This is a genomic window from Massilia sp. 05N420 (assembly GCF_056397205.1).
In genome coordinates, this window is the sequence record NZ_JBFTMX010000025.1 from 43,669 (window position 1) to 65,117 (window position 21,449).

At 66.2% G+C, this 21,449-nt stretch carries 20 protein-coding genes; 10 read left to right on the top strand and 10 right to left on the bottom strand.

Annotated elements, in window-relative coordinates; all coding sequences use genetic code 11:
* Window positions 1-20 precede the first annotated feature (20 nt).
* Complete coding sequence (locus AC1DIX_RS17010; protein WP_477325930.1) at window positions 21-2,018, top strand: GGDEF domain-containing protein; 1,998 nt, start codon at window positions 21-23, stop codon at window positions 2,016-2,018.
* Here AC1DIX_RS17010 and AC1DIX_RS17015 read toward each other — a convergent pair.
* The 3 genes from AC1DIX_RS17015 to AC1DIX_RS17025 are packed head-to-tail and all read right to left on the bottom strand — an operon-like array spanning window position 2,008 to window position 4,449.
* Window positions 2,008-2,316 carry an Mpo1-like protein gene (locus AC1DIX_RS17015; RefSeq protein ID WP_477325932.1) on the bottom strand — a complete coding sequence of 103 codons (309 nt, stop codon included), beginning with the start codon at window positions 2,314-2,316 and terminating at the stop codon, window positions 2,008-2,010. The genes AC1DIX_RS17010 and AC1DIX_RS17015 overlap by 11 nt on opposite strands.
* Window positions 2,317-2,330: 14 nt before the next feature.
* The gene (locus AC1DIX_RS17020; protein ID WP_477325934.1) at window positions 2,331-3,137 is read right to left on the bottom strand and encodes an alpha/beta fold hydrolase; all 807 of its coding nucleotides are present in this window, start codon (window positions 3,135-3,137) and stop codon (window positions 2,331-2,333) included.
* 1 nt (window position 3,138) lies between these two features.
* Window positions 3,139-4,449 (bottom strand): O-acetylhomoserine aminocarboxypropyltransferase, encoded by a 1,311-nt coding sequence (locus tag AC1DIX_RS17025; RefSeq protein ID WP_442122060.1) that lies wholly within the window; start codon window positions 4,447-4,449, stop codon window positions 3,139-3,141.
* 246 nt (window positions 4,450-4,695) lie between these two features.
* On the opposite strand from AC1DIX_RS17025, the gene AC1DIX_RS17030 reads away from it, so the two are divergent.
* The gene (locus AC1DIX_RS17030) at window positions 4,696-5,148 is read left to right on the top strand and encodes a CBS domain-containing protein (RefSeq protein ID WP_442122061.1); all 453 of its coding nucleotides are present in this window, start codon (window positions 4,696-4,698) and stop codon (window positions 5,146-5,148) included.
* A gap of 127 nt (window positions 5,149-5,275) precedes the next feature.
* On the opposite strand, the gene AC1DIX_RS17035 is transcribed toward AC1DIX_RS17030, so the two are convergent.
* Window positions 5,276-7,546: a putative bifunctional diguanylate cyclase/phosphodiesterase gene (locus AC1DIX_RS17035; RefSeq protein WP_477325936.1), complete on the bottom strand. Its 2,271-nt coding sequence runs from the start codon at window positions 7,544-7,546 to the stop codon at window positions 5,276-5,278.
* 176 nt (window positions 7,547-7,722) lie between these two features.
* Here AC1DIX_RS17035 and aroC point away from each other — a divergent pair, with 176 nt between their 5' ends.
* The gene (gene aroC / locus AC1DIX_RS17040; RefSeq protein WP_442122063.1) at window positions 7,723-8,814 is read left to right on the top strand and encodes a chorismate synthase; all 1,092 of its coding nucleotides are present in this window, start codon (window positions 7,723-7,725) and stop codon (window positions 8,812-8,814) included.
* 129 nt (window positions 8,815-8,943) lie between these two features.
* On the opposite strand, the gene AC1DIX_RS17045 is transcribed toward aroC, so the two are convergent.
* The 3 genes from AC1DIX_RS17045 to AC1DIX_RS17055 are packed head-to-tail and all read right to left on the bottom strand — an operon-like array spanning window position 8,944 to window position 12,033.
* Window positions 8,944-9,414: a hypothetical protein gene (locus tag AC1DIX_RS17045; protein WP_477325938.1), complete on the bottom strand. Its 471-nt coding sequence runs from the start codon at window positions 9,412-9,414 to the stop codon at window positions 8,944-8,946.
* Entirely contained in the window at window positions 9,344-10,300 is a 957-nt protein-coding gene (locus AC1DIX_RS17050; RefSeq protein ID WP_477325940.1) for an HDOD domain-containing protein, read from the bottom strand. The genes AC1DIX_RS17045 and AC1DIX_RS17050 overlap by 71 nt, the downstream gene beginning before the upstream one ends.
* Window positions 10,297-12,033 (bottom strand): putative bifunctional diguanylate cyclase/phosphodiesterase, encoded by a 1,737-nt coding sequence (locus tag AC1DIX_RS17055; protein ID WP_477325942.1) that lies wholly within the window; start codon window positions 12,031-12,033, stop codon window positions 10,297-10,299. The genes AC1DIX_RS17050 and AC1DIX_RS17055 overlap by 4 nt, the downstream gene beginning before the upstream one ends.
* Before the next feature lie 347 nt (window positions 12,034-12,380).
* Here AC1DIX_RS17055 and AC1DIX_RS17060 point away from each other — a divergent pair, with 347 nt between their 5' ends.
* The 4 genes from AC1DIX_RS17060 to AC1DIX_RS17075 all read left to right on the top strand — a co-directional run bounded on the left by AC1DIX_RS17060 (window position 12,381) and on the right by AC1DIX_RS17075 (window position 15,827).
* Entirely contained in the window at window positions 12,381-14,081 is a 1,701-nt protein-coding gene (locus AC1DIX_RS17060) for an isovaleryl-CoA dehydrogenase (protein ID WP_477325944.1), read from the top strand.
* A 193-nt stretch (window positions 14,082-14,274) separates the two neighbouring features.
* A complete protein-coding gene (upp, locus tag AC1DIX_RS17065) occupies window positions 14,275-14,925 on the top strand; it encodes a uracil phosphoribosyltransferase (protein ID WP_442122067.1) in 651 nt (216 codons plus the stop codon).
* A 9-nt stretch (window positions 14,926-14,934) separates the two neighbouring features.
* The gene (locus AC1DIX_RS17070; protein WP_442122068.1) at window positions 14,935-15,327 is read left to right on the top strand and encodes an Hpt domain-containing protein; all 393 of its coding nucleotides are present in this window, start codon (window positions 14,935-14,937) and stop codon (window positions 15,325-15,327) included.
* Between the two features lie 296 nt (window positions 15,328-15,623).
* The gene (locus AC1DIX_RS17075) at window positions 15,624-15,827 is read left to right on the top strand and encodes a cold-shock protein (RefSeq protein WP_036166698.1); all 204 of its coding nucleotides are present in this window, start codon (window positions 15,624-15,626) and stop codon (window positions 15,825-15,827) included.
* Between the two features lie 94 nt (window positions 15,828-15,921).
* Here AC1DIX_RS17075 and AC1DIX_RS17080 read toward each other — a convergent pair whose 3' ends face one another.
* Window positions 15,922-16,836 (bottom strand): LysR family transcriptional regulator, encoded by a 915-nt coding sequence (locus AC1DIX_RS17080; protein ID WP_442122069.1) that lies wholly within the window; start codon window positions 16,834-16,836, stop codon window positions 15,922-15,924.
* 126 nt (window positions 16,837-16,962) lie between these two features.
* Here AC1DIX_RS17080 and aceB point away from each other — a divergent pair, with 126 nt between their 5' ends.
* Entirely contained in the window at window positions 16,963-18,552 is a 1,590-nt protein-coding gene (aceB, locus tag AC1DIX_RS17085) for a malate synthase A (protein ID WP_477325946.1), read from the top strand.
* Window positions 18,553-18,592: 40 nt separating this feature from the next.
* Here aceB and AC1DIX_RS17090 read toward each other — a convergent pair whose 3' ends face one another.
* Together AC1DIX_RS17090 and gloB are read right to left on the bottom strand one after the other, a co-directional pair.
* A complete protein-coding gene (locus AC1DIX_RS17090) occupies window positions 18,593-19,282 on the bottom strand; it encodes a DsbA family protein (protein ID WP_477325948.1) in 690 nt (229 codons plus the stop codon).
* Entirely contained in the window at window positions 19,282-20,091 is an 810-nt protein-coding gene (gene gloB / locus AC1DIX_RS17095) for a hydroxyacylglutathione hydrolase (RefSeq protein WP_477325950.1), read from the bottom strand. The genes AC1DIX_RS17090 and gloB overlap by 1 nt, the downstream gene beginning before the upstream one ends.
* A 45-nt stretch (window positions 20,092-20,136) precedes the next feature.
* Between gloB and AC1DIX_RS17100 the strand changes: the two genes are divergently transcribed.
* Together AC1DIX_RS17100 and rnhA are read left to right on the top strand one after the other, a co-directional pair.
* On the top strand, window positions 20,137-20,928 hold the full coding sequence (locus AC1DIX_RS17100) for a class I SAM-dependent methyltransferase (protein ID WP_442122073.1): 792 nt from the start codon (window positions 20,137-20,139) through the stop codon (window positions 20,926-20,928).
* A gap of 22 nt (window positions 20,929-20,950) precedes the next feature.
* Complete coding sequence (gene rnhA, locus AC1DIX_RS17105) at window positions 20,951-21,391, top strand: ribonuclease HI (protein ID WP_442122074.1); 441 nt, start codon at window positions 20,951-20,953, stop codon at window positions 21,389-21,391.
* The last annotated feature ends 58 nt before the right edge of the window (window positions 21,392-21,449 follow it).

Below are 21,449 nucleotides of genomic sequence, written 5' to 3' on the forward strand. Positions count from 1 at the left end.
GGCATACGTTTGGAGACCACATGGTTGTGCGCCGCTTCCTCTTGGGCCTGCTGTTCCTGTGCTGGACTGCGCTGGCCCATGCCGGCGACGACCAGTACGAATTCAATCACGAGCTGATCAATGCCCGCGAGGAAGCCTATGTCATGCCCCTCGACGCCCTGCGCAGGCTCGATATCCTGAAGCAAGGGCGCAGCGGACCGCAGCTGGGCCTGGTCCTGGTGGAAAGCAGCCGCGCATGGTTCTGGCGCGGCAGGAAGCACGAAGCCCTCGATGCCGCCGTCCAGGCGGAACAGATAGCCCGCGAATCCCGCGACGATAACCTGCTGGCCAAGGCCATGCTCAGCCACGGCCTGGTGCTGTCCAGGCTGGTACACGACCAGGATGCGGCGCGTCGCCTCGTCGAGGACGGCGCCGCGCTGGCCGCCGACAGCCGCGATGTCCACCTGCAGACCCGCGCCCTGGTCGCCCAGGGCCTGCTGGCCGACCAGGAAGGCCGCGTCGACGACGCCCTCGACTTCATGGCGCGCGCGGTCGCACTGGCGCGCGCGGGCGGCGACCCGGACGCCTTGTCGATGGCGCTGCGCGAACAGGTGCGCCTGCTGGCCGGCAATGGCACTGCCGGCGCGGCCCAGGCCCTGTCCCTGACCGACGAACTGGTTTCCATCGCCAGGAGCCGCGGCATCCCGGCCCAGCTGGCCCACGCCAGGCTGACGGAATACGCGGCCGCCGCCCGCGCCGGCAACCAGAAGCGCGCCGAGAAGGCCTTGCTGGCGGCCGTCGAGACCCTCGAAAAACTCCAGGCCCGCGAGAGCCTGGCCGTGCCGATGGCGAACCTGGCCGAACTCTATATCCAGTCCCGCCGTTTCGGCGAGGCCGCCCGCACCAGCGAAGCGGCGCTGCGGATCGCGCGCGAGTTCGAGGACGACACCGGCAGTCGCCTCGCATCCTTCCAGCTCGGCATCGCCACCATCTATTTCCGCAACATCGCCGGCGGCCGCGCCATGGTCGACAAGGCGCTGGCCGGCATGCAGGGCGACGAGCGCTATGTGCGCATGCTGCTGGATTACGGCCACGCGCTGAACCAGGTCGGCTGGGGCGACGACGCGCTGACGATCTACGAAAAGGCCGGCTCGGTCTCGCTGGCCGCCTGGCGCAAGGAAAAGCAGCTGTCCTACCAGGCGCTGCAGCGCGCCTATGCGGTCCAGAAGAAGCAGGCCGAGTTGAGCGCGCTGCACCACGAAAGCGAGCTGAAGGCGGCCGAACTGGCCAACGTCAAGCGCCTGCGCAGCATGTGGGTGCTGCTCAGCGCGACGACCCTGGCCGCGGTGGCCCTGATTGCCTTGCTGTACGCCCGCGTCAGGAAGGCGAACGCCACGCTGAAGCTGAAGAACGAACAGCTGTTCCTGCAGAGCACCCGCGACTCGCTCACCGGCCTGTTCAACCGCCACTACTTCTACGAGCAGGTCGTGCCGCAACTGCACGCCCAGCGCAGCCGCGGCGAGGCCAAGGGCGGCGGCGTCTTCCTGCTGCTCGACGTCGACCACTTCAAGTCGATCAACGACCGCTTCGGCCATGGCGCCGGCGACGTGGTCCTGAAAAACGTGGCCTCGCGCCTGGCGGGCGCGCTGCGCGAACAGGATGTGCTGATCCGCTGGGGCGGCGAGGAATTCCTGGCCTACCTGCCCGGCGTCGCCACCGACGAGGCACGCAAGGTCTGCGGCCGCTTGCTGGCGTCGGTGTCCGGCACCGCCATCGTCGCCGAGGAGCGCGAGCTGACCGTCACGGTATCGATCGGCTTCTGCCCGAACCCGGCCGACAATGAGGCCGCCCCCGGCTGGGAACAGCTGGTCCACTTGGCGGACCTCTGCCTCTATCTGGCCAAGACGGCCGGCCGCAACCAGGCTTTCGGCGTGCAGGATGCCGCCGAGCTGACCAAGGAGGCGGTCGCCGCCGCCGATGCCGACCTGAAGCAGGCTTCGGCCGATGGCCTGCTGAGCCTCGTCAACGTTACCAGCTGAGCTTTCCGGTCAGCATCTGCCAGTACATTACCCAGTCGGCCCGGAACGACCACCAGGGATTGCCGAAGCTCGCCGGGCGGTTCTTTTCGTAGACGAAGTGGCCGATCCAGGCCCCGCCATAACCGCTCACCAGTGCGAACAGCAGCCACCAGGCATTCAGGCTGTCGAGGTACTGGGCGATCGCGGCGATGGCCGACGAGGTCCCGATGAAATGGGCGCGCCGGCACAGGCGGTTGTCGTGCTGGGTCAGGTAGCAGGGATAGAACTCCGCAAAGCTGCTGTAGCGAACGGCCGCCATCTGAAGGTCTCCTCTCATTGTCTGCCGGCGAAGGCGATCAGCGCGTCGAGGACTGCGTCGGGCTGCTCGGCCATCATGGCGTGGCCGGCATCCACGGTGACGATTTTGCCATGCCCGATGGCCGACGTCAGCGCCTGCGCGGAACGCGGCGGAGTCATGACGTCGCGCGCGCCCAGAACGAACAGGGTCGGGCAACTGATTCCGGCGGCCGCCGCGCCGCCGTTGACGTAGGCATTACAGGCCGAAAAGTCGGTGAGGAAGAGCTGGTCCGGGTTCTGCTCGGCCAGGCGCTGCATCAGGCGGCGCGACAGGCCCGTGACGGAAAAGCCGGGCGCCGGGCAGGCCGGGCGCGGCAGGGGGCCGGTGTGCGACCAGATATTGACCATGTCGATCGCCTCCTGCAGCCGGTCCTTCGAGGCGGCGAGGAGGGCGTCGGATACCTTCATCGGCCAGGTCGTGCCGAGCAGGGCCAAGCCCGTCACCCGGCCGGGCGCGCGGTGGGCGGCTTCCAGCGCAATCAATGAGCCCATGCTGTGGCCGGCCAGCACGGCCTGGCCGGCGCCCGCCGCATCCAGCAGGGCCAGCAGCCAGTCGGCCATAGACTCGACGCTGTCGAGGGCTTGGCCGCCGCTGCGGCCGTGGCCGGGCAGGTCGGGCGCCAGCACGTTCCAGCCGTGCCAGGCAAAGTAGCGGCTCTGCAGGGCCCACACCGAGTGGTCGTTCTGGGCGCCGTGCAGGAAGACGATGGTGGGCTGCCGGGCATCGAAGGCCTTGCCGCCGGTGTAGCTGTAGGCTGGAGCGCCGTTGATCTCGTAGATCATTTCAGGCTCCCTTCTGGGCCAGCTTCAGCCCGCGCGTCAGGTCTTCGATCAGGTCGTCGGCATCTTCGAGGCCGCTTGAGATGCGGATCATGCCTTCGCCGACCCCGGCCGCGGCCAGTTGGTCGGCAGGGACCCGGAAGTGTGTGGTCGAGGCGGGGTGGATCGCCAGCGATTTCGCATCGCCGACGTTGGCCAGGTGCGAGAACAGGCGCAAAGCGTCGATGAAGCGCTTGCCGGCCGCGCGTCCGCCGCGCAGGTGGAAGGAGAACACGCCGCCGCAGCCGCGCGGCAGCAGGGTCTTCGCCAGCTCGTGGTCGGGATGGCTTTCGAGCTCGGGCCAGACCACCGATTCCACCGCCGGATGGCTCACCAGGAATTCGACCAGCTTGCGCGCGTTGGCCACGTGGCGCTCCATGCGCAGGCCCAGGGTTTCGATGCCTTGCAGGATGGCGAAGGCATTGTGCGGGCTCATCGCCGCACCGAAGTCGCGCAAGCCTTCGCGCCGCGCGCGCAGGGCGAAGGCGCCGACCGTCGATTCCTCGGCAAACACCATGCCGTGGAAGCCCTCATAAGGCTCGCACAGTTCGGCGAAGCGTCCCGTGCGCGCATGGGCGCGCTGCCAGTCGAAGCTGCCGCCGTCGACCAGCAGGCCGCCGATCGCGGTGCCGTGCCCGCACAGGAATTTCGTGGCCGAGTGGAACACCAGATCGGCGCCGTGATCGAAGGGTCTCAGGAGCCAGGGCGTACTCAGGGTGGCGTCGACCATCAGCGGCAGGTCGTGCTCGTGGGCCAGTGCCGCCACGCGCGGGATGTCGAGCACGTCCAAGCCCGGGTTGCCCAGGGTTTCGCCGAACAGCACCTTGGTTTCGGGCCGGATCGCGGCGCGCCAGGCGTCGAGGTCGCGCGGATCGACGAAGCTGGTCTCGATGCCGAAGCGCTTGAGGGTGTAGGCAAGCAGGTTGTGCGAGCCGCCGTAGAGGGCGCGCGAGGCGACCACGTGGCTGCCGGCGCCTGCGATGGTGGACAGGCCCAGGTGCAGCGCGGCCTGGCCGCTGGCGGTGGCGATGCCGGCCACGCCGCCTTCGAGGGCGGCGATACGCTCCTCGAGCACGGCATTGGTCGGGTTCGAGAGGCGGGAATAGACGTGGCCGGCGCGTTCCATATTGAACAGCGAGGCCGCGTGGTCCGCATCGCGGAACGCGAACGAGGACGTGAAATACACCGGTGTGGCGCGCGCGCCGGTGGCCGGGTCGGGGCTGGCGCCGGCGTGCAGGGACAGGGTGTCGAAGCCGGGATACCTGGGACCGCTCATGATCTGTTCATCCGTAGTGATGGTGACGAGCGGCATCCTACCACCAGCCGATAGCAATGCGACATCGCGAGTGGCTTTAAATCATCATTTGCGCAAGTTTGTTAGCGCGCAAGTATGGCTTTTTCGGAAGGCATAGGCTAGAGTCGGCGTTATGTGTTGAATAAGGTCCAAGTACCTCCGAATCCAGTGTCCAGCTCTCTCGTTCCCAGCGCTCCCGTACCACGTACCCACGACATGGTGACCACTATGAAAGTATCTGAAATCCTGCAGGTGAAAGGCGATATCCTTTACACGGTGTCTCCGGACACGCCGCTGGCCGACGCCGCGGCGACGATGGCGGAGCGCGATATCGGTTCTCTGGTGGTAATGGAATACGGCGACCTGGTCGGCATGCTGACCTTCCGCGAAGTGATCCAGGCCGTCAATACCTTCGGCAGCGCAACCGCCGCCGGCAGCGTGCGCAAGCACATGGACGACAGCCCGATCACCGTGACCCCGGACACCGAGGTCAACGAGGTGCGCCGCATCATGCTGGAAAAGCATGCGCGCTACCTGCCGGTAATGAATGCCCGCACCCTGCTGGGCGTGATCTCGTTCTATGACGTCGCCAAGGCGGTGCTGGAGGCGCAAAGTTTCGAGAACCGGATGTTGAAGGCGTATATCCGGGATTGGCCGGCGGAACAGGCGGCTGACGACTAAGTGTTGGCCTGAAGACCGTCATCCCCGCGCAGGCGGGGATCCAGGTTTGCTTGAGTAGTGCAGGCAGGCGTCCTCAGTTCGCGGCGCACTTGGGTTCCCGCCTCCGCGGGAACGACGTAGTTGATATTCAAGCCGCGCGCGTCAGCGCATCCGCCCCCAGCCACTCCAGCAGCTGCTCCGGCGCCAGCGGCCGCGAGAACAGGAAGCCCTGCGCCAGCGGGCAGCCCAGCGCCTGCAGGATCTGCGCCTGGCGCTCGTCCTCGACGCCTTCGGCGATGATCGACAGCCCGAGGTTGCGTCCCAGCTCGATCACCATTTCAGCAATGCTGCTGCCGCGCGCCGAGCCCGTGATCTCGGTGACGAAGGCGCGGTCGATCTTCAGGCGGTCGACCTGCAGGCGCTGCAGGTAGGACAGCGACGAGAAGCCGGTGCCGAAGTCGTCGATCGCGATCGAGACGCCGGTGCGCTTGATCGCGGCGAGGCGCTCGATCAGCAGGTCCGGCTCTTCCATCGCCATCGATTCCGTGATTTCCAGCTCGACTCGCTCCGGCGGCGCGCCGGTGTCCACCAGCGCCTGGCGCAGCATGTCGAGGAAGCCCGGGTGGCGGAACTGCACCTGGGACACGTTGATCGACATCGTGAAGTCCAGGTAGCCGGCCGCGCGCAGGCGCATCAGCTCGGCGCAGGCCTGGCGCAGCACCCATTCGCCGATCTCGATGATCAGGCCCGATGATTCGGCGATCGGGATGAAGCGGTCGGGCGGTACCAGGCGTCCGTCCTCGGTGCGCCAGCGCAGCAGGGCTTCGGCGCCGAAGGGGCGGTGGGCGCCCAGTTCCACCTGGGGCTGGAAGGCCAGGAACAGTTCGCCGCGCGCGAAGCCGCTGCGCAGTGCGTGCATCAGGCGCACCCGTTCGCGGATCTCGACGCCCATGCCGCGCGAGAAGTAGAAATGGCCGCCGCGCTGGCGGCTCTTGGCGCGCTTGAGGGCGATGTCGGCGTCCTTGAGGGCGTCGGCGCCGCTGCCGTCGTGCTCCATCAGGCGCACCAGGCCGAGCGTGATCGAGACCTGCAGGTCCTGGCCCTCGATCGAGAAGGGCGCCGCGAACAGGGCGCGGATCGCTTCCGGATCGACCTCGGCGGAGTCGCCCAGCACGCAGAAGATGTCGCTGCCGATGCGCGCCAGCTGCAGGCGCGAATGGAGCCGGGCGCGCAGGCGCTGGGCCACCGCGACCAGCAGGGCATCGCCGAACTGGTGGCCGAGGGCGTCGTTGATCTCGGCAAAGTGGTCGAGGTCGACCAGGCACAGGACCTCGTCCGCCACGTTGGTGTTGCGGCTGATGCCTTCATCGATCAGTTCGACCAGGCGGGTGCGGTTCGGCAGGCCGGTCAGCGGGTCGTAGAAGGCGGCGCGCTGGAGGTCGGTCAGCAGGGCCACGTTGTCGAGGCCGACCGCGATATTCGACGCGAACAGCTCCAGCAGGCCGCGGCGCAGGGGATCCAGCGGACGTTCCAGCTCGATCCAGGTGGCGAAATCGCAGTGGGCCTTGCCGCCGAAATAAAGGGTGAGGTAGCGCTCGCCGAAGATGTGGCGTTGTTCGAGCAGGGTCTGGCGGATCGCCGCCGCGGCGCCGTCGCCGCCCGCGGGCAGCATGCCTCCCGGCGCCAGCGCGGCCTTGTCGCGGCTGGCTGCCAGCACCTGCCATGCCGCCGCCTGCGGGCCGCCGAGGCAGGAGCACATCAGGCCGGGCGCGGGCTGGCCGATCAGGCGCGCCGCTTCGCGCAGGATGCCGTCGGCCATGCCGCCGACCGTGCGCTGCGCCATCAGCTCGGCGTTGGCGCGCACCACTTCGGCCAGGCCCTGGCGGCTCGCTTCCAGCGCGCGGATCTGCTCGTAGGCGCGGATCGCCGACGCCACCGAGGTGTAGAGCTTGGTGCGCGTGAGTTCGGACTTGGTCCGGTAATCGTTGATGTCGTAGCCGCGGATGGCGTCCATCTCGGGCGCATAGCCGGGCTGGCCGGTGCGCAGGATGATGCGCAGGTCGTGCCGGCCCAGGGTTTCACGGATGTGCCGCACCAGGTGCAGGCCGGCGTCCGCCTCTTCCATGACGACGTCGAGCAGGACCACGGCGATGTCGCCTTCGCGCTCCAGCAGGGCACGCGCCTCGGCGGCCGAGTAGGCATGCAGGAAAGCGAGCTTGCGGCCGTGCAGTTCGAGGCTGCCGAGGGCGAAGGTGGTCGTCGAGTGGACGTCGGCGTCGTCGTCGACGATCAGCACCCGCCACGCGCCGGCGCTGCCGGCTTCGTTGTCCGGGGCGCCGCCGGAGGCTGTCGGCGCTTCGTCGACGAACACCAGTTCGTCGTCCTGCGCCTGGCCCTGAGGCGTCGTCGGTGCGGGCATTGCTGTATCTCCAAGTTGGCATGGAACAATGAAATCTAGTATATCTGAGTTGCCAGCTCGACAGAAAAAAATTCTTTAAGGCAACATCGAAAGCGTTGTTCCACCACCCCTCTCCACCATGGCCCGGGTCCTGCTGGTAGAATCGACCATTCCGTTTACTTATCTCGCACGCATCCATGTCCGGCAATACCTTTGGCAAGCTGTTTTCCGTCACCACTTTCGGCGAGTCGCATGGCCCGGCCATCGGCTGCGTCATCGATGGCTGCCCTCCAGGGCTCGCTCTTTCCGAGGCCGATATCCAGCCCGAGCTGGACCGCCGCAAGCCAGGCACCTCGCGCCACGTGACCCAGCGCCAGGAAGCCGACCGCGTGCAGATCCTGTCCGGCGTCTACGAGGGCGTCACCACCGGCACCCCGATCGCGCTGCTGATCCCGAACGAGGACCAGCGCAGCAAGGACTACGGTAACATCGCCGACACCTTCCGTCCGGGCCACGCCGACTACACTTACTGGCACAAGTACGGCGTGCGCGACCCGCGCGGCGGCGGCCGTTCCTCGGCGCGCCTGACCGCGCCGGTGGTGGGCGCCGGCGCGATCGCCAGGAAGTGGCTGCGCGAGCACTACGGCACCGAGTTCATGGGCTGCATGTCCCAGCTCGGCGACATCGCCGTCCCGTTCCAGTCCTTCGAACACGTGCATGCGAATCCCTTCTTCGCCGCGACCTCGGACGCCGACCTGATCGCGCGCATGGAAACCGCGATGGACGAGCTGCGCCGCGCCGGCGACTCGATCGGCGCGCGCATCGACGTGGTGGCGAAGAACGTCCCGGTCGGCCTCGGCCAGCCGCTGTACGACAAGCTGGACGCCGACATCGCCTACGCCATGATGGGCATTAACGCAGTGAAGGGCGTCGAGATCGGCGCCGGCTTCCTGTCGGTGGCGCAGAAGGGTTCCGAGCATGGCGACGAGCTGACCCCGGAAGGCTTCGTCGGCAACAACGCCGGCGGCGTGCTGGGCGGAATCTCGACCGGCCAGGACATCACGGTCTCGATCGCGATCAAGCCGACCTCGTCGATCCGCACGCCGCGCCGCTCGATCGACAAGGACGGCAACCCGGTCAGCGTCGAAACCTTCGGCCGCCACGATCCCTGCGTCGGCATCCGCGCCACGCCGATCGCCGAGGCGATGCTGGCGCTGGTGCTGATCGATCATGCGCTGATGCATCGCGCCCAGTGCGGGGATGTGCGGGTCAGCACGCCGCGTATCTGATTCGATTACCGTCGTCCCCGCGAAGGCGGGGACCCAGGTTCTGCTTGCGCTGGCGAGACACTGACAAACCGGGGGGAGTGCCAAGGGCACTATCCCGCCGTCGCGGGAGCGACGGCATTGTAGCGGTGCTTAGGCGCGCGTCGCGACAGCCTCGAGCTGCTGCCTGCGCTCCACCGACTTCACCACCAGCGCCCGCAAATCGTTCAGCAGTCCGAATTCGGTCTGGCTCAGGAAGACCTGGGGGAAGCGGTCGTCCCAGTCGCCGTAGATGAAGCCGACCGGTTCGCCGTGGGTGCACAGCGGGATGATCACGAAGCAGCGCGCCGAGCCGAGGGCGCCTTTCCACCAGCCGGGCAGCTTGCTGGCGAATTTCGGGTCGCGTGCGTTCTCGATGAAGATCACGCGGTCGCTGCCGAGCGAGGCGAAGAACACGTTCGGCTCGTAGGCGTCGTCGAACACCAGATTCGGCTGCAGGGTGCGGGCGCCGTCGCCGAGGCCGATCTTGGCGCTGTACTTGCCCTCGCGGCGGCTACGCAGGAAGCCGAAGGCGCGCGTGAACGACAGGCCGTGGTAGGCCGTCTCGAGCGCTATCGACATCATCTGGCCGGGCGTCGGCCGCTTCGACCTTCGCCTGCTCGATGGCGCCGACGATGTGGTCCGGCTCGATGCCCAGCATCGGCGCGAAGCTCGAGGCCAGCTGGGCGACCTGCTCGAGCCCCTGCTCGTCGCCATGCCACAGCGACTCGGCGCACTGCGAGGACATGGTGCCCAGCRCTGCCAGCCAGTCGTCGTGGCCGAAACCGTCGCCGCGTTCGCCCGGTTCGATCCGGCGCATGCCGGCGATCAGGTTGCGCGGCAGGCCCCACTGTTCGGCCGTGGCGCGGCCGACCTGTTCGAGGGTGAGGCCGAGCTGGTCCAGCGCGGCGGCGTCTTCCGCGCCTTCGCTCGCGGCCTGCTGGAGCAGGGTCCAGCGCTCCGGCAGGTAGAAAGTCACCATCATCCGGCCCAGCGAGTGCAGGATCGAGCAGACCACCGCTTCCTCGGGGTCGCGCACGTCCGCCATGGATGCGACCTGCTGGGCCACCATCCCGGCCAGCACCGCCTTTTCCATCTCGATGTGGGCCTGCAGCGAATCCGGCGTGGACTTGCTCAGCTCCTCGATCAGCTTCAGGCCCAGCGCCAGGTGGCCAATGGCTTCGGTACCCAGCACCAGCACGGCTTTCGAGACGGTGTTGATGCGTTGGCCGAATGCCGAGTACATGCCGCTGTTCGCCAGGCGCAGCACCTTCTGCGTCAGCACGGGGTCGGACAGGACGGTCTGGGTCATGGAGAAATCGCGCTCGTCTTCGCCGCGCATCGAGGCCAGGATGGCGTTGATGGCGCGCGTGAAGCCGGGCATGTCGCCGCGGCGGCGGATGCGTTCCCACAGCAGTGCGAGGGTGGCGTCCGCTTTCGGCGAGCGCTCGAGTTGGAGTGTCTGGTTCATGTTGTGCCCGCGCGCAGGTCGTCCGGCAGCAGCTCGGTGTACAGGTCTTCCTTCAGCGCGGCCAGGGCAACGTGCGCCGACATGGGTTTTCCGGTCAGGTAGCCCTGCACGTAGTCGCAGCCGCGCGACTCCACGTAGGTGAGTTGTTCTTCGGTCTCGACGCCTTCGGCCACCACCGACAGGTCGAGGTGCTTGGCCAGGTCGAGCACGGCGTTGCAGATCGCCGCATCCTTCTCGGACGCGGGCAGGTCCTTGATGAAGGCGCGGTCGATCTTCAGTACCGAAATGGGGAAGCGTTTCAGGTAGGCCAGCGAGGAGTAGCCGGTGCCGAAATCGTCGATCGCGATGCGCGCGCGGCGTTCGGCCATCTTGCCGAGGATGCTCTCGGCGTGGGCCGGATCGACCATCAGCGTACCCTCGGTGATCTCGAGCACCAGCTTGTCGCCGGGCGCGCCGGAAAAGGCGAGGGCGTCGTCCAGCACCGAGAGGAAGCGGTCGTTGCGGAACTGGCGCGGGCTGATATTGACCGAGATGTAGAGGTCGCGCTTGGCGACTTCCTCGAACTGGCGCAGCTGCACCAGGGCGGACTTCAGCGCCCAGGCGCCCAGCATGTTGATCAGGCCATTGGTCTCGGCGATCGGGATGAAGCGCACCGGCGGCACCATGCCGAGGGTCGGATGCTTCCAGCGCATCAGGGTCTCGAACCCTTCGATGCGGCGCGTGCGGCTGCTGACGATCGGCTGGTAGTACAGCATGAACTCGCCCTCGCGTACCGCCGAGAACATCGCGGCTTCGAGCGAGATGTCGTGCTGGGGCGGGCCGCTCTCGCGTGCGCTGTAGGTGACGGTGCGGGCCTTGCCGGTTTCCTTCGCGCGGCTCATCGCGCTGTCGGCCAGGGCCACCAGGCGTACCTCGTCCTCGGCGTGGTCCGGGTAGACCGAGACCCCGATCGAGGCGCCCAGGTAGACCGTGTGGCTGTCGATCTCGAACGGCGACTGCAGCGCGGCCAGCAGGCGTCCGGTGACCAGCTTGATCTGCGCTTCGTTGAAGGTGCCCGGCAGGACCGCGACGAATTCGTCGCCGCCGACGCGGGCCAGGGTGTCGGAATCGCGCAGGGTCTTGCGCAGGCGGCCGGCGGCCATGCGCAGCACGGCGTCGCCGACCGGGTGGCCGAGGCCGTCGTTGACTTTCTTGAAGCCGTCCAGGCCGATGGTGGCGACCGAAAAGCCCTGGCCGGAGCGGCGGGCGTTCGCGATCACCATGCGGATGCGGTCGGACAGCAGCAGGCGGTTCGGCAGTTCGGTGAGGGCGTCGTGGGTCGCCATGTGGCGCAGGCGCTGCTCGGTGGCGCGCTGGGACGACATGTCGCGGCCAACCGCCAGCAGATCCGGGTCGCCGTCCAGCAGGCTGACGCGCAGTTCGAACCAGGTGTCCTTTTCGCCGGCGCGCAGGCGGGCTTCGACCAGCACCGGTTCGGCGCGCGCGGTGGCGTCGACGATGGCGTTGCGCAGCGCGGGCTGGTCGGCTTCGAGCGCGAGGGAGGGCAGGGAGGTGCCGCGGAGTTCGGCGGCGCCGAGCAGGCGCAGGGTACGCCGGCTGGCCTGGCGGATCAGGCCGGACGGGTCGATCCGGAACGCGATGTCGCCCGCCGCCTCCATGAGCGCATCCAGTCCGTGGGCCGTCTGCGCATGGCGCGGATCCTCGTTCGCTGCTGCTGGTGAACCGGGGCGCATTATTAAAATATCTGCTTTCTTATCTTGGCCGAAACGACGGGTTCCGGTGGAGCCGCACGAGTGTACCAAACCGAAGACAATGTATCACTGAAAGATTCTCAAGAGCATTAAAAAACACAATGCGGTCGCGTGTCTGGCTCTCTCTTGAGGTCCGGCAGCTGTCGTTTCGGACAGGTCGTGCTTGCCCGGCAAAAGGCTTTAGGCTAGCCTTGTTGTCTTGTCGATAACTCGATTGCGGTGCCGGACCGCTGTATTGTCGCCGATGTAGTGCAATTAGGAAACTTTTCCTTTCCAGCCATGATGCTTATGTGCAACAACATGTGGACACCACGCAAGGAGGCGCGGCCATGAACCGATTCGATACGCACGAGGTATTCAACCAGGCGCCGCCTTTCGGCGACGTCAACCTGTTCCGCTGCGACCCCGCCCTGCGTGAAGGCCTGGAGAGAGAAGGCGCCGGCTGGGCCAGGGAGACGCTGGACGCCCTCGGCGCCACACTGGGCAGCAGCGAGGTGCTGGACCTGGGGCGGCTGGCCAACGAATTCTCGCCGCGGCTGGTGAATTTCGACCGCGCCGGCAATCGCATCGACGAGGTCGAATTCCATCCGTCCTGGCACCGCCTGATGAGCATGCTGATCGAGAACGGTACGCACTCGCTGCCGTGGGAGCCCAGCGAAGCCGGTCGGCCCGGAAGGCAGGTCGCGCGCGCCGCCGCCTACCTGCTGTTCGGCCAGGTCGAGAACGGTTCGCAATGCCCGGTGACGATGACCTATGCTTCGGTGCCGGCGCTGCGCCAGAACCCGGCAATTGCCGCGCGCTGGCTGCCGAAGATCCTGTCGCGCGAATACGATCCGCGCTCGCTCCCGGTGGAGCAGAAGCGCGGCGCCCTGATCGGCATGGGCATGACGGAAAAGCAGGGCGGCACCGACGTGCGCGCCAATACCACGCGCGCCACGCCACTCGGCCCAGGCCAGGCAAAAGCCCGCTTCGGCGAAGAAGGCGAGGGCGCGTTCGCGATCGTGGGTCATAAATGGTTTTACTCGGCGCCGCAGTGCGACGCCCATCTGGTGCTGGCCCAGACGGACAGCGAGGGGGGCGCTGGCCTCAGCTGCTTCTTCGTGCCGCGCTTCCTGCCGGACGGCAGCCGCAACGCCATCCGCGTGCAGCGCCTGAAGAACAAGCTGGGAAACCGTTCGAACGCCTCGTCCGAGGTCGAGTTCTGCGACGCCGTCGGCTGGATGATCGGGCGCGAAGGCCGCGGCATCCCGACCATCCTCGAAATGGGCAGCCATACCCGGCTCGATTGCGTGCTGGGGACCGCCGGCATCATCCGCGCAGCCCTCTGCCATGCGCTGCACCATGCGCGCGGACGCAGCGCCTTCGGCCGTCCGCTGGCCGAGCAGCCGCTGATGCAGAACGTGCTGGCCGACCTGGCGCTGGAATCGGAGGCGGCGACGGCCTACGCGCTGCGCCTGGCCCGTTGTTACGACCGCCAGGACGACCCGGATGAAGTGCTGCTGGGGCGGATCCTGACCCCGGCCGGCAAATACTGGCTGTGCAAGCGCGGCCCGGCCATTGGCGCCGAGGCGATGGAAGTCATGGGCGGCAACGGCTATGTCGAGGATGGCCCGCTGGCGCGGCTGTATCGCGAATTCCCCGTGAACTCGATCTGGGAAGGCTCGGGCAACGTGATGTGCCTGGACGTGCTGCGCGCCTTCGGCAAGTCGCCCGAGGCGGGCGCCGCGCTGGCGCGCGAGCTCGCACTGGCCGCCGGACGCGACGCCCGTTTCGACGCCTGGTGCGCGGGCCTGCTCGACGAGCTGGCGGGTGGGGCGGTGTCGGAATTCGGCGCGCGCCGCCTGGCCGAGCGCCTGGTGGTCGGGGTCCAGGCCGGGCTGCTGCTGCGCCATGCGCCGGCCCAGGTGGCGGATGCCTTCGTGGCCTCGCGCATCGCCCGTGACGTCGGCGGCGCCTTCGGCCGGCTGGCGGATGGGGTCGACGCCGCCGCGATCCTGGCCCGTGCTCTGGAAATTTCTTCAACAAGATAGGGACAAATAAGCCCGCGGCTGGGATAATGCTGCTCTTTCAGCTACGAGTGCCTGACAAAACCTCCATGGCGGCGTTGCATCCGCTCGCCGTACCAGCCTACTGTCTTCGCCGGCGCGCCGGTGGGCCGTATCCCTTGCCCTGAAGGCTTTGTCAGACACTCTAGGCATGACCGCAATTAGATAGAGTTCGATAATGAAACAAGATCCGCGTTTCCCCAGCCTGTTCATCCTGAATCACCCGCTTATCCAGCATAAGCTGTCGCACATGCGCGACCGCGGCACTTCGACCCGGACCTTCCGCGAGCTGCTCAGGGAGATCACCTTGCTGATGGGCTACGAGATCACGCGCGATCTGCCGCTGACCACCCGCGAGATCGAAACCCCGCTGATGACGATCGACGCGCCCGTCATCGCCGGCAAGAAACTGGCCATCGTCCCGATCCTGCGCGCCGGCGTCGGCATGAGCGACGGCCTGCTGGAACTGGTGCCGTCCGCCCGCGTCGGCCACATCGGCGTGTTCCGCGATCCGGACACCCACCAGCCGGTGGAATACCTGGTGCGCCTGCCGGACACCAACGAGCGTACCTTCATCCTCTGCGATCCGATGGTCGCGACCGGCAATTCGGCGGTCTACGCCGTGGACGTGCTCAAGAAGCGCGGCGTGCCGGACGACCAGATCATCTTCCTGGCCCTGGTGGCTGCGCCGGAAGGCGTGGAGGTGTTCCACAAGGCCCATCCGAACGTCAAGCTCTACGTGGCCTCGCTGGACAGCCACCTGAACGAGCACGCCTACATCATTCCGGGCCTGGGCGATGCGGGCGACCGCATCTTCGGCACCAAGTAACGCGCGCAGATGAGCACGGCCCAGGGCATGAACGGTGCGGTCGACGTCGAATTCTTCGAGCGTCTGGCAGAGCTGAACGACAAGTTCGCGTCTTCCCTCCCGTTGACCCTGGGGCGCCTGTCGGTTGCGCGCAACACCTTCGACACGGTCCGGCCGCAGCCTGAGCTCATCGGCGAGCTGCACGCCGTGCTCCACACCTTGGCGGGCTCCTCCGCCACCTTCGGTTTCCGCATCCTCGGCCACCAGGCCCGCAACCTCGAACAGCGCCTGCGGGTCTTGATGACCTTCGACGCTGTCGCGCCGGAAGACTGGCGCGCCTGGCTCTGCGAACTGGATGTGTTCGTGGCCTGGGCCCTGCGCGACCCGAAGGATGCCTATCCCAACGACGAGTCCGGCATCTGATCTTTCGACAAGAAATTTGTCTGAAAGTCGTTTGATATATGACAAACTTGTCAGGATTCGTTACTCTATATTCTGCTTACAGCCGACGTTAAATAAAGGCGCGTGAAAGTTGGTTTTAGGAATGACACGAATCGCGCTTTTTATTTTTCGAAAACCGTGTATGTTCTGGTTTATTCGGTATAATGTGGGATCGTTGGATTCGCGGTTGCAGTGCAGTTAGTCTGTCATTTGTTTCTTGCTTCTTCAAACGATCGTAAACGGGCGCAAGCCCACTTCAACTGAAATAGGAAATAGTAATGGCAACTGGCATCGTTAAATGGTTCAATGACTCCAAGGGCTTCGGCTTCATCACCCCGGACGAAGGCGGCGAAGATCTGTTCGCTCACTTCTCGGCGATCCAATCCCAAGGCTTCAAGTCGCTGCAAGAGAATCAGCGTGTTTCGTTCGACGTGACCTCGGGTCCGAAGGGCAAGCAAGCATCGAACATCCAGCCGCTGTAATCGTCACGATTACTCGCTGAATGTCAGCAAAAAATCCTCGGCATGTCCGGGGATTTTTTTTGCCTGCGACATTCATTTTTGCGGGAAATGTTCTTTAACTTCCAAGCTTGTTCCGCCAATACTCCGGCTGAGAATAGGCGTGCCGCAGGAAGTCGACGAAGCTGCGGATGCGCAGCGGCAGGTGGCGCCGCTGGGCGAATACCGCATAAATATCGTTGCCCGGCGCAGCGTATTGTTCCAGCACCGGCACCAGCCTTCCCGCCGCGATTTCCGGCCCCACTTCCCACATCGAACGCCATGCCAGGCCGCGCCCGGCGAGCGCCCAGTCGTGCAGCACGGCGCCGTCGTTGCAAACCATATTCCCACCCACCTTCAGGGTCACGATGCGGCCGTCTTCCTGGAAGGTCCAGCCGCGCTGGCTGCCTTCGCTGCTGATCGCCAGGCAGTTGTGGCGCGCGAGTTCGTCCAGCGTTTGCGGCGTGCCGTGGCGCTTCAGGTAGGCGGGCGCGGCCACTACCACACGATGGTTGTCGGCCAGCTTCACGCCCACCAGGCTGGAATCGGACAGGGCGGCGATGCGGATCGCCACGTCCACGCCTTCGCCGATGACGTCGACCACACGGTCGTTCAGGTTCAGGTTGAGCGTCAGGTCGCGGTGCTCGGCGAGGAAGGAAGGCACCAGCGGCGCCACGTGCTGGCGTCCAAAGCCGGCCGGGGCCGAAACCAGCAGGTGGCCGGTGGCGCGCGCACTGCGCTCCGAGACGGCCGACTCGGCTTCTTCCAGCTCGGCCAGGATCCTCTGGCAATCTTCAAGGAAGGCGGCGCCCTCGTCGGTCAGCACCAGCTTGCGGGTAGTGCGCTGCATCAGCTTGACACCGAGGCGGGCCTCGAGGGCGTCGAGGCGGCGGCCGATCATGGCGGGGGCGATGCCCTCGGCGCGCGCCGCGGCGGACAGGCTGCCGCGCGCGACGACTTCGACGAAGGTGGAAATCTGGCGAAAATGACCCATGCTGACTGTGTAGGCTCCCCATCTGTGACAAAAACGCACAGATGAATATATTTTTTGTCTCGTTTAATGACGCTTGAGTGAATATACTTGACCAGATAGCAAACGCCAACCCTAGGAGAATAAGTCATGAGCATCGCCACCCCGTCCGGAATGGAGATCCGCGCCGAGATCAAACCCGGCTACGAACAGATCCTGACTCCCGAGGCGCTCGCCCTCGTCGCCAAGCTGAGCCGCGAGTTCGAGCCGCGCCGCCAGCAACTGCTGGCCGCCCGCGCCGAGCGCGCCAAGCGCCTGGATGCCGGCGAACGTCCGGACTTCCTGCCGGAAACCGCCAATATCCGTAACGGCGACTGGAAGATTGCGCCGATCCCGAAAGCGCTGGAATGCCGCCGCGTGGAGATCACCGGCCCGGTCGAGCGCAAGATGGTGATCAACGCCCTGAACTCGGGCGCGGACAGCTATATGACCGACTTCGAGGATTCGAACACCCCGAACTGGGACAACCAGATCACCGGCCAGCTGAACATGGTCGACGCCGTGCGCGGCACCATCTCGCTGGAGCAGAACGGCAAGCAGTACAAGCTGAACGAGAAGGTCGCGACCCTGGTCGTGCGYCCGCGCGGCTGGCACCTGGAYGARAAGCACGTGCTGGTGGACGGCCAGCGCGTCTCCGGCGGCATCTTCGACTTCGCCCTGTTCATGGTCCACAACGCCAAGGAGCAGCTGGCGCGCGGCGCCGGTCCCTACTTCTATCTGCCGAAGATGGAATCGCACCTGGAAGCCCGCCTGTGGAACGACATCTTCAAGATGACCCAGGACGAGCTGGGCCTGCCGCAAGGCACGATCAAGGCCACCGTGCTGATCGAGACCATCCTGGCCGCCTTCGAGATGGACGAGATCCTGTACGAACTGCGCGAGCACAGCGCCGGCCTGAACGCGGGCCGTTGGGACTACATCTTCTCCTGCATCAAGAAGTTCAAGCTGGATAAGGAGTTCTGCCTGGCCGACCGTCCGAAGGTGACGATGACCTCACCCTTCATGCGCGCCTATGCGCTGCTGCTGCTGAAGACATGCCACAAGCGCGGCGCGCCGGCGATCGGCGGCATGTCGGCCCTGATCCCGATCAAGAACGACCCGGAAAAGAACGCCATCGCAATGGGCGGCGTCATCAGCGACAAGGCGCGCGACGCCACCGACGGCTACGACGGCGGCTGGGTCGCCCACCCGGGCCTGGTCGAGCCGGCCATGACCGAGTTCAAGAAGGTGCTTGGCGACAAGCCGAACCAGATCGGCAAGCAGCGTCCGGACGTCGAAGTCACGGCCGCCCAACTGCTCGACTTCAAGCCGGAGACCCCGATCACCGAAGCCGGCCTGCGCTACAACATCAACGTCGGCATCCACTACCTGGGCGCCTGGCTGGCCGGCAACGGCTGCGTGCCGATCCACAACCTGATGGAAGACGCCGCCACCGCCGAAATCAGCCGCTCGCAAGTGTGGCAGTGGATCCGCTCGCCGAAGGGCGTGCTGGAGGACGGCCGCAAGGTCACCGCCGAGATGGTACGCGCGATGATTCCGGAAGAACTGGCCAAGGTGAAGGAAGTCGCGCCGAACGGCGACAACCCGAGCTATGCGCGGGCGGCCGAGATCTTCGAACAGATGTCGACTTCGGAGGAGTTTGCCGAGTTCCTGACCTTGCCGCTGTACGAAGAGATCTGAACGCTGTCGTGGGCACGGTGTGCCCACGCGAACATGTGCGTTATGCCGGCGTTTGCGTGGGCAGGGGAGTGCCCACCCTACGTTGTGCCAACGCTTCCCTCGCCAGAAACGCGGCCAGCTGCTCCTCATCGATCGTCCCACCTTCGTGCCGCCACAGCAGCGCCTCGATGCGATCCCCGCCCCAGAACAGCTCGCCATCGAGCCGGAATGTCGGCACCCCGAAGACACCATCGGCAATCGCGGCATCGGTCGTCGCCGCCAGCGCCTGCTTGATCTCCGGCGTCGCAGCCCGCTCCAGCAAGGCATGGCCATCGAAACCGGCCTCATCGGCCAGGCGCGCCAACACGGCCGCATCCGACACATCTTCCCCACCTTCCCAGCAGGCCGCCATCAAGGCCAGCGCCAGCCTGCGCCGCTCGAAGTCGTCGCCGATCGCCGTGCACATGCGCAGCGCCGTCAGCGGATTGAACGGATGGCCGGGCGGTCCGGCGAAGGGCAGGCCGCGGCGGGCCGCTTCGCGCATCACGTCGCGGAACAGGTAGAGGCGCTTGGCCGGCACCTCGGCCGGCCCCAGGTTGCCATGGGCCTTCAGCAGGCCGGCGAACAGCACCGGCATGAAGCGGACCTGAACGCCGGCACCTTCGAGACGGCCGAGCGAACGTGCCGCCAGCCAGGCATAGGGGCTGATCGGGTCGAAGTAAAAGTCGGCCTGCGTCGGCGCGGCGCTCATCAGAACACGTTCTTCCATTCGCGCAGGGCGGCGAAGGCGGCTACCGGCGAAGCGCCCGGCTGCAGGCGGCCGGCGGCGACCAGGCTGTCGACGATGCCGGGCTCGGTGGCGCGCAGGAAGGGATTGGTGGCTTTTTCGGCGGCGATGGTCGAGGGCACGGTCGGCAGCTTGGTACCGCGCGCCTTGCTGTCGGCCTCGATCCGCATCTTGAGGGCGCGGTTGCCCGGCTCGACGGCCTCGGCAAAGCGCAGGTTGGACAAGGTGTATTCGTGGGCGCAATAGACGAGGGTGTCGTCGGGCAGGGCGGCGAGCTTGGCCAGCGAAGCGGCCATCTGCGCGGGCGTGCCTTCGAACAGGCGGCCGCAGCCGGCGCCGAACAGGGTGTCGCCGCAGAACAGCCAGTGCTCGCCCGCGGCGTGGCCTTCATGATTCCGGACGTAGGCGATGTGGCCCAGCGTATGGCCCGGCACCTCGAGCACCGACAACTCCAGCGCCAGGCCCGGCACCTGGAAGCGGTCGCCTTCGCCCAGCGGGTCGGTTACCGCGGCGATGCCGTCGTTGCGCGGGCCGTAGACCGGTACGTCATATTCTTTAAGCAATTGAGGCACGCCACCGATATGGTCAGCATGGTGATGGGTGAGTAGAATGGCGGTGAGGGTCAGGCCGTTCGCGCGCAAGGCATCGAGGATGGGCTGGCCGTCGCCCGGATCCACTGCCGCGGCGTGGACACCGTCATGGATCAGCCAGAGATAATTGTCCTTGAAGGCGGGTACGGTCAGGACTGCCAGAGTGCTCGGCGAAATCGTCATAAGCGATGAAAATGCGTGTAGAGATCCGATTCAGGAAAGGATGGCATGGATAGCGCTGCATCCGAAAAATCCATTATAGCGCTCGACCGCTGGCTGCAATCGCCGGCCGGCGCCTATGTGCGCGCCTGGGAGCAGGCCTGCCTGGACGAGCTGACGGCCGACATCTTCGGCTTCAACGCCGTCCAGATCGGCGTGCCGCAGATCGACGCGCTGGCCGCCAACCGGATGCCGAACAAGTGGCAGGCCGCGACCCGCACCTCGAGCGCCGACGAACTGGCGATTGCCGCCAGCGGCAAGCAGGTCGCGGTCGCCCTCGACTTCGCCGACCTGCCGTTCGCGTCGCAGAGCCTGGACCTGGTGGTGCTGCCGCATGTGCTCGAGTTCGCTGCAGAGCCGCACCAGGTGCTGCGCGAGGTCGAGCGGGTCTTGATTCCGGAAGGGCAATTGATCATCTGCGGCTTCAACCCCGCCAGCATGTGGGGCGTGCGCCAGGGCATGGGCCGCATTACCAGCAGCACCTACCTGCCCACCGCGGGCGAGTTCATCTCTATGCCCCGGCTGAAAGACTGGTTAAAATTGTTGAATCTCGGCGCCACCCGCAGCCATTTCGGCTGTTACGCGCCGCCATTCCGCACTTCCCAATGGCTGCATCGCTTCGCCTTCGTCGAGGGGGCAGGGCGGCGCTGGTGGCCATATCTCGGGGCCGTCTATATCGTGCACGCGATCAAGCGGGTCAAGGGCATGAACATCATCGGGCCGGCCTGGAACAAGAAGCCGGGCAAGGCGCCGAAAGCGGTGCCGGCGACCAACCGCAACGAACGCAACAACCAGAACTAAGGCAAGAGGAAAAGAACGCAGCATGACGACCAAAGTAGAGATTTTTACCGACGGGGCCTGCAAGGGAAATCCGGGCCTAGGGGGCTGGGGCGCGCTGCTCGTGGCCGGTGACCACGAAAAGGAAATCTTCGGCGGCGAGCCGAACACCACCAACAACCGCATGGAACTGCGCGCCGTGATCGAGGCGCTGGGCGTGCTGAACCGTCCCTGCCACGTGGTGCTGCATACCGACAGCCAATACGTCCAGAAGGGGATCTCGGAATGGATCCACGGCTGGAAGGCGCGCGGCTGGAAGACCTCGACCAAGGAACCGGTCAAGAACGAAGACCTGTGGAAGGCCCTCGACGCCGCCCAGCAGCAGCATGCGGTCGAATGGCGCTGGGTGCGCGGCCACAACGGCCATCCCGGCAACGAGCGCGCCGACGCCCTGGCGAACATGGGCGCGGCCTCGGTCCGGCGCTGAAGACTTGTTCCGGAAATGCTAAAATAAGCCTTTGATTTTCAACGAATTCTCTCAATAA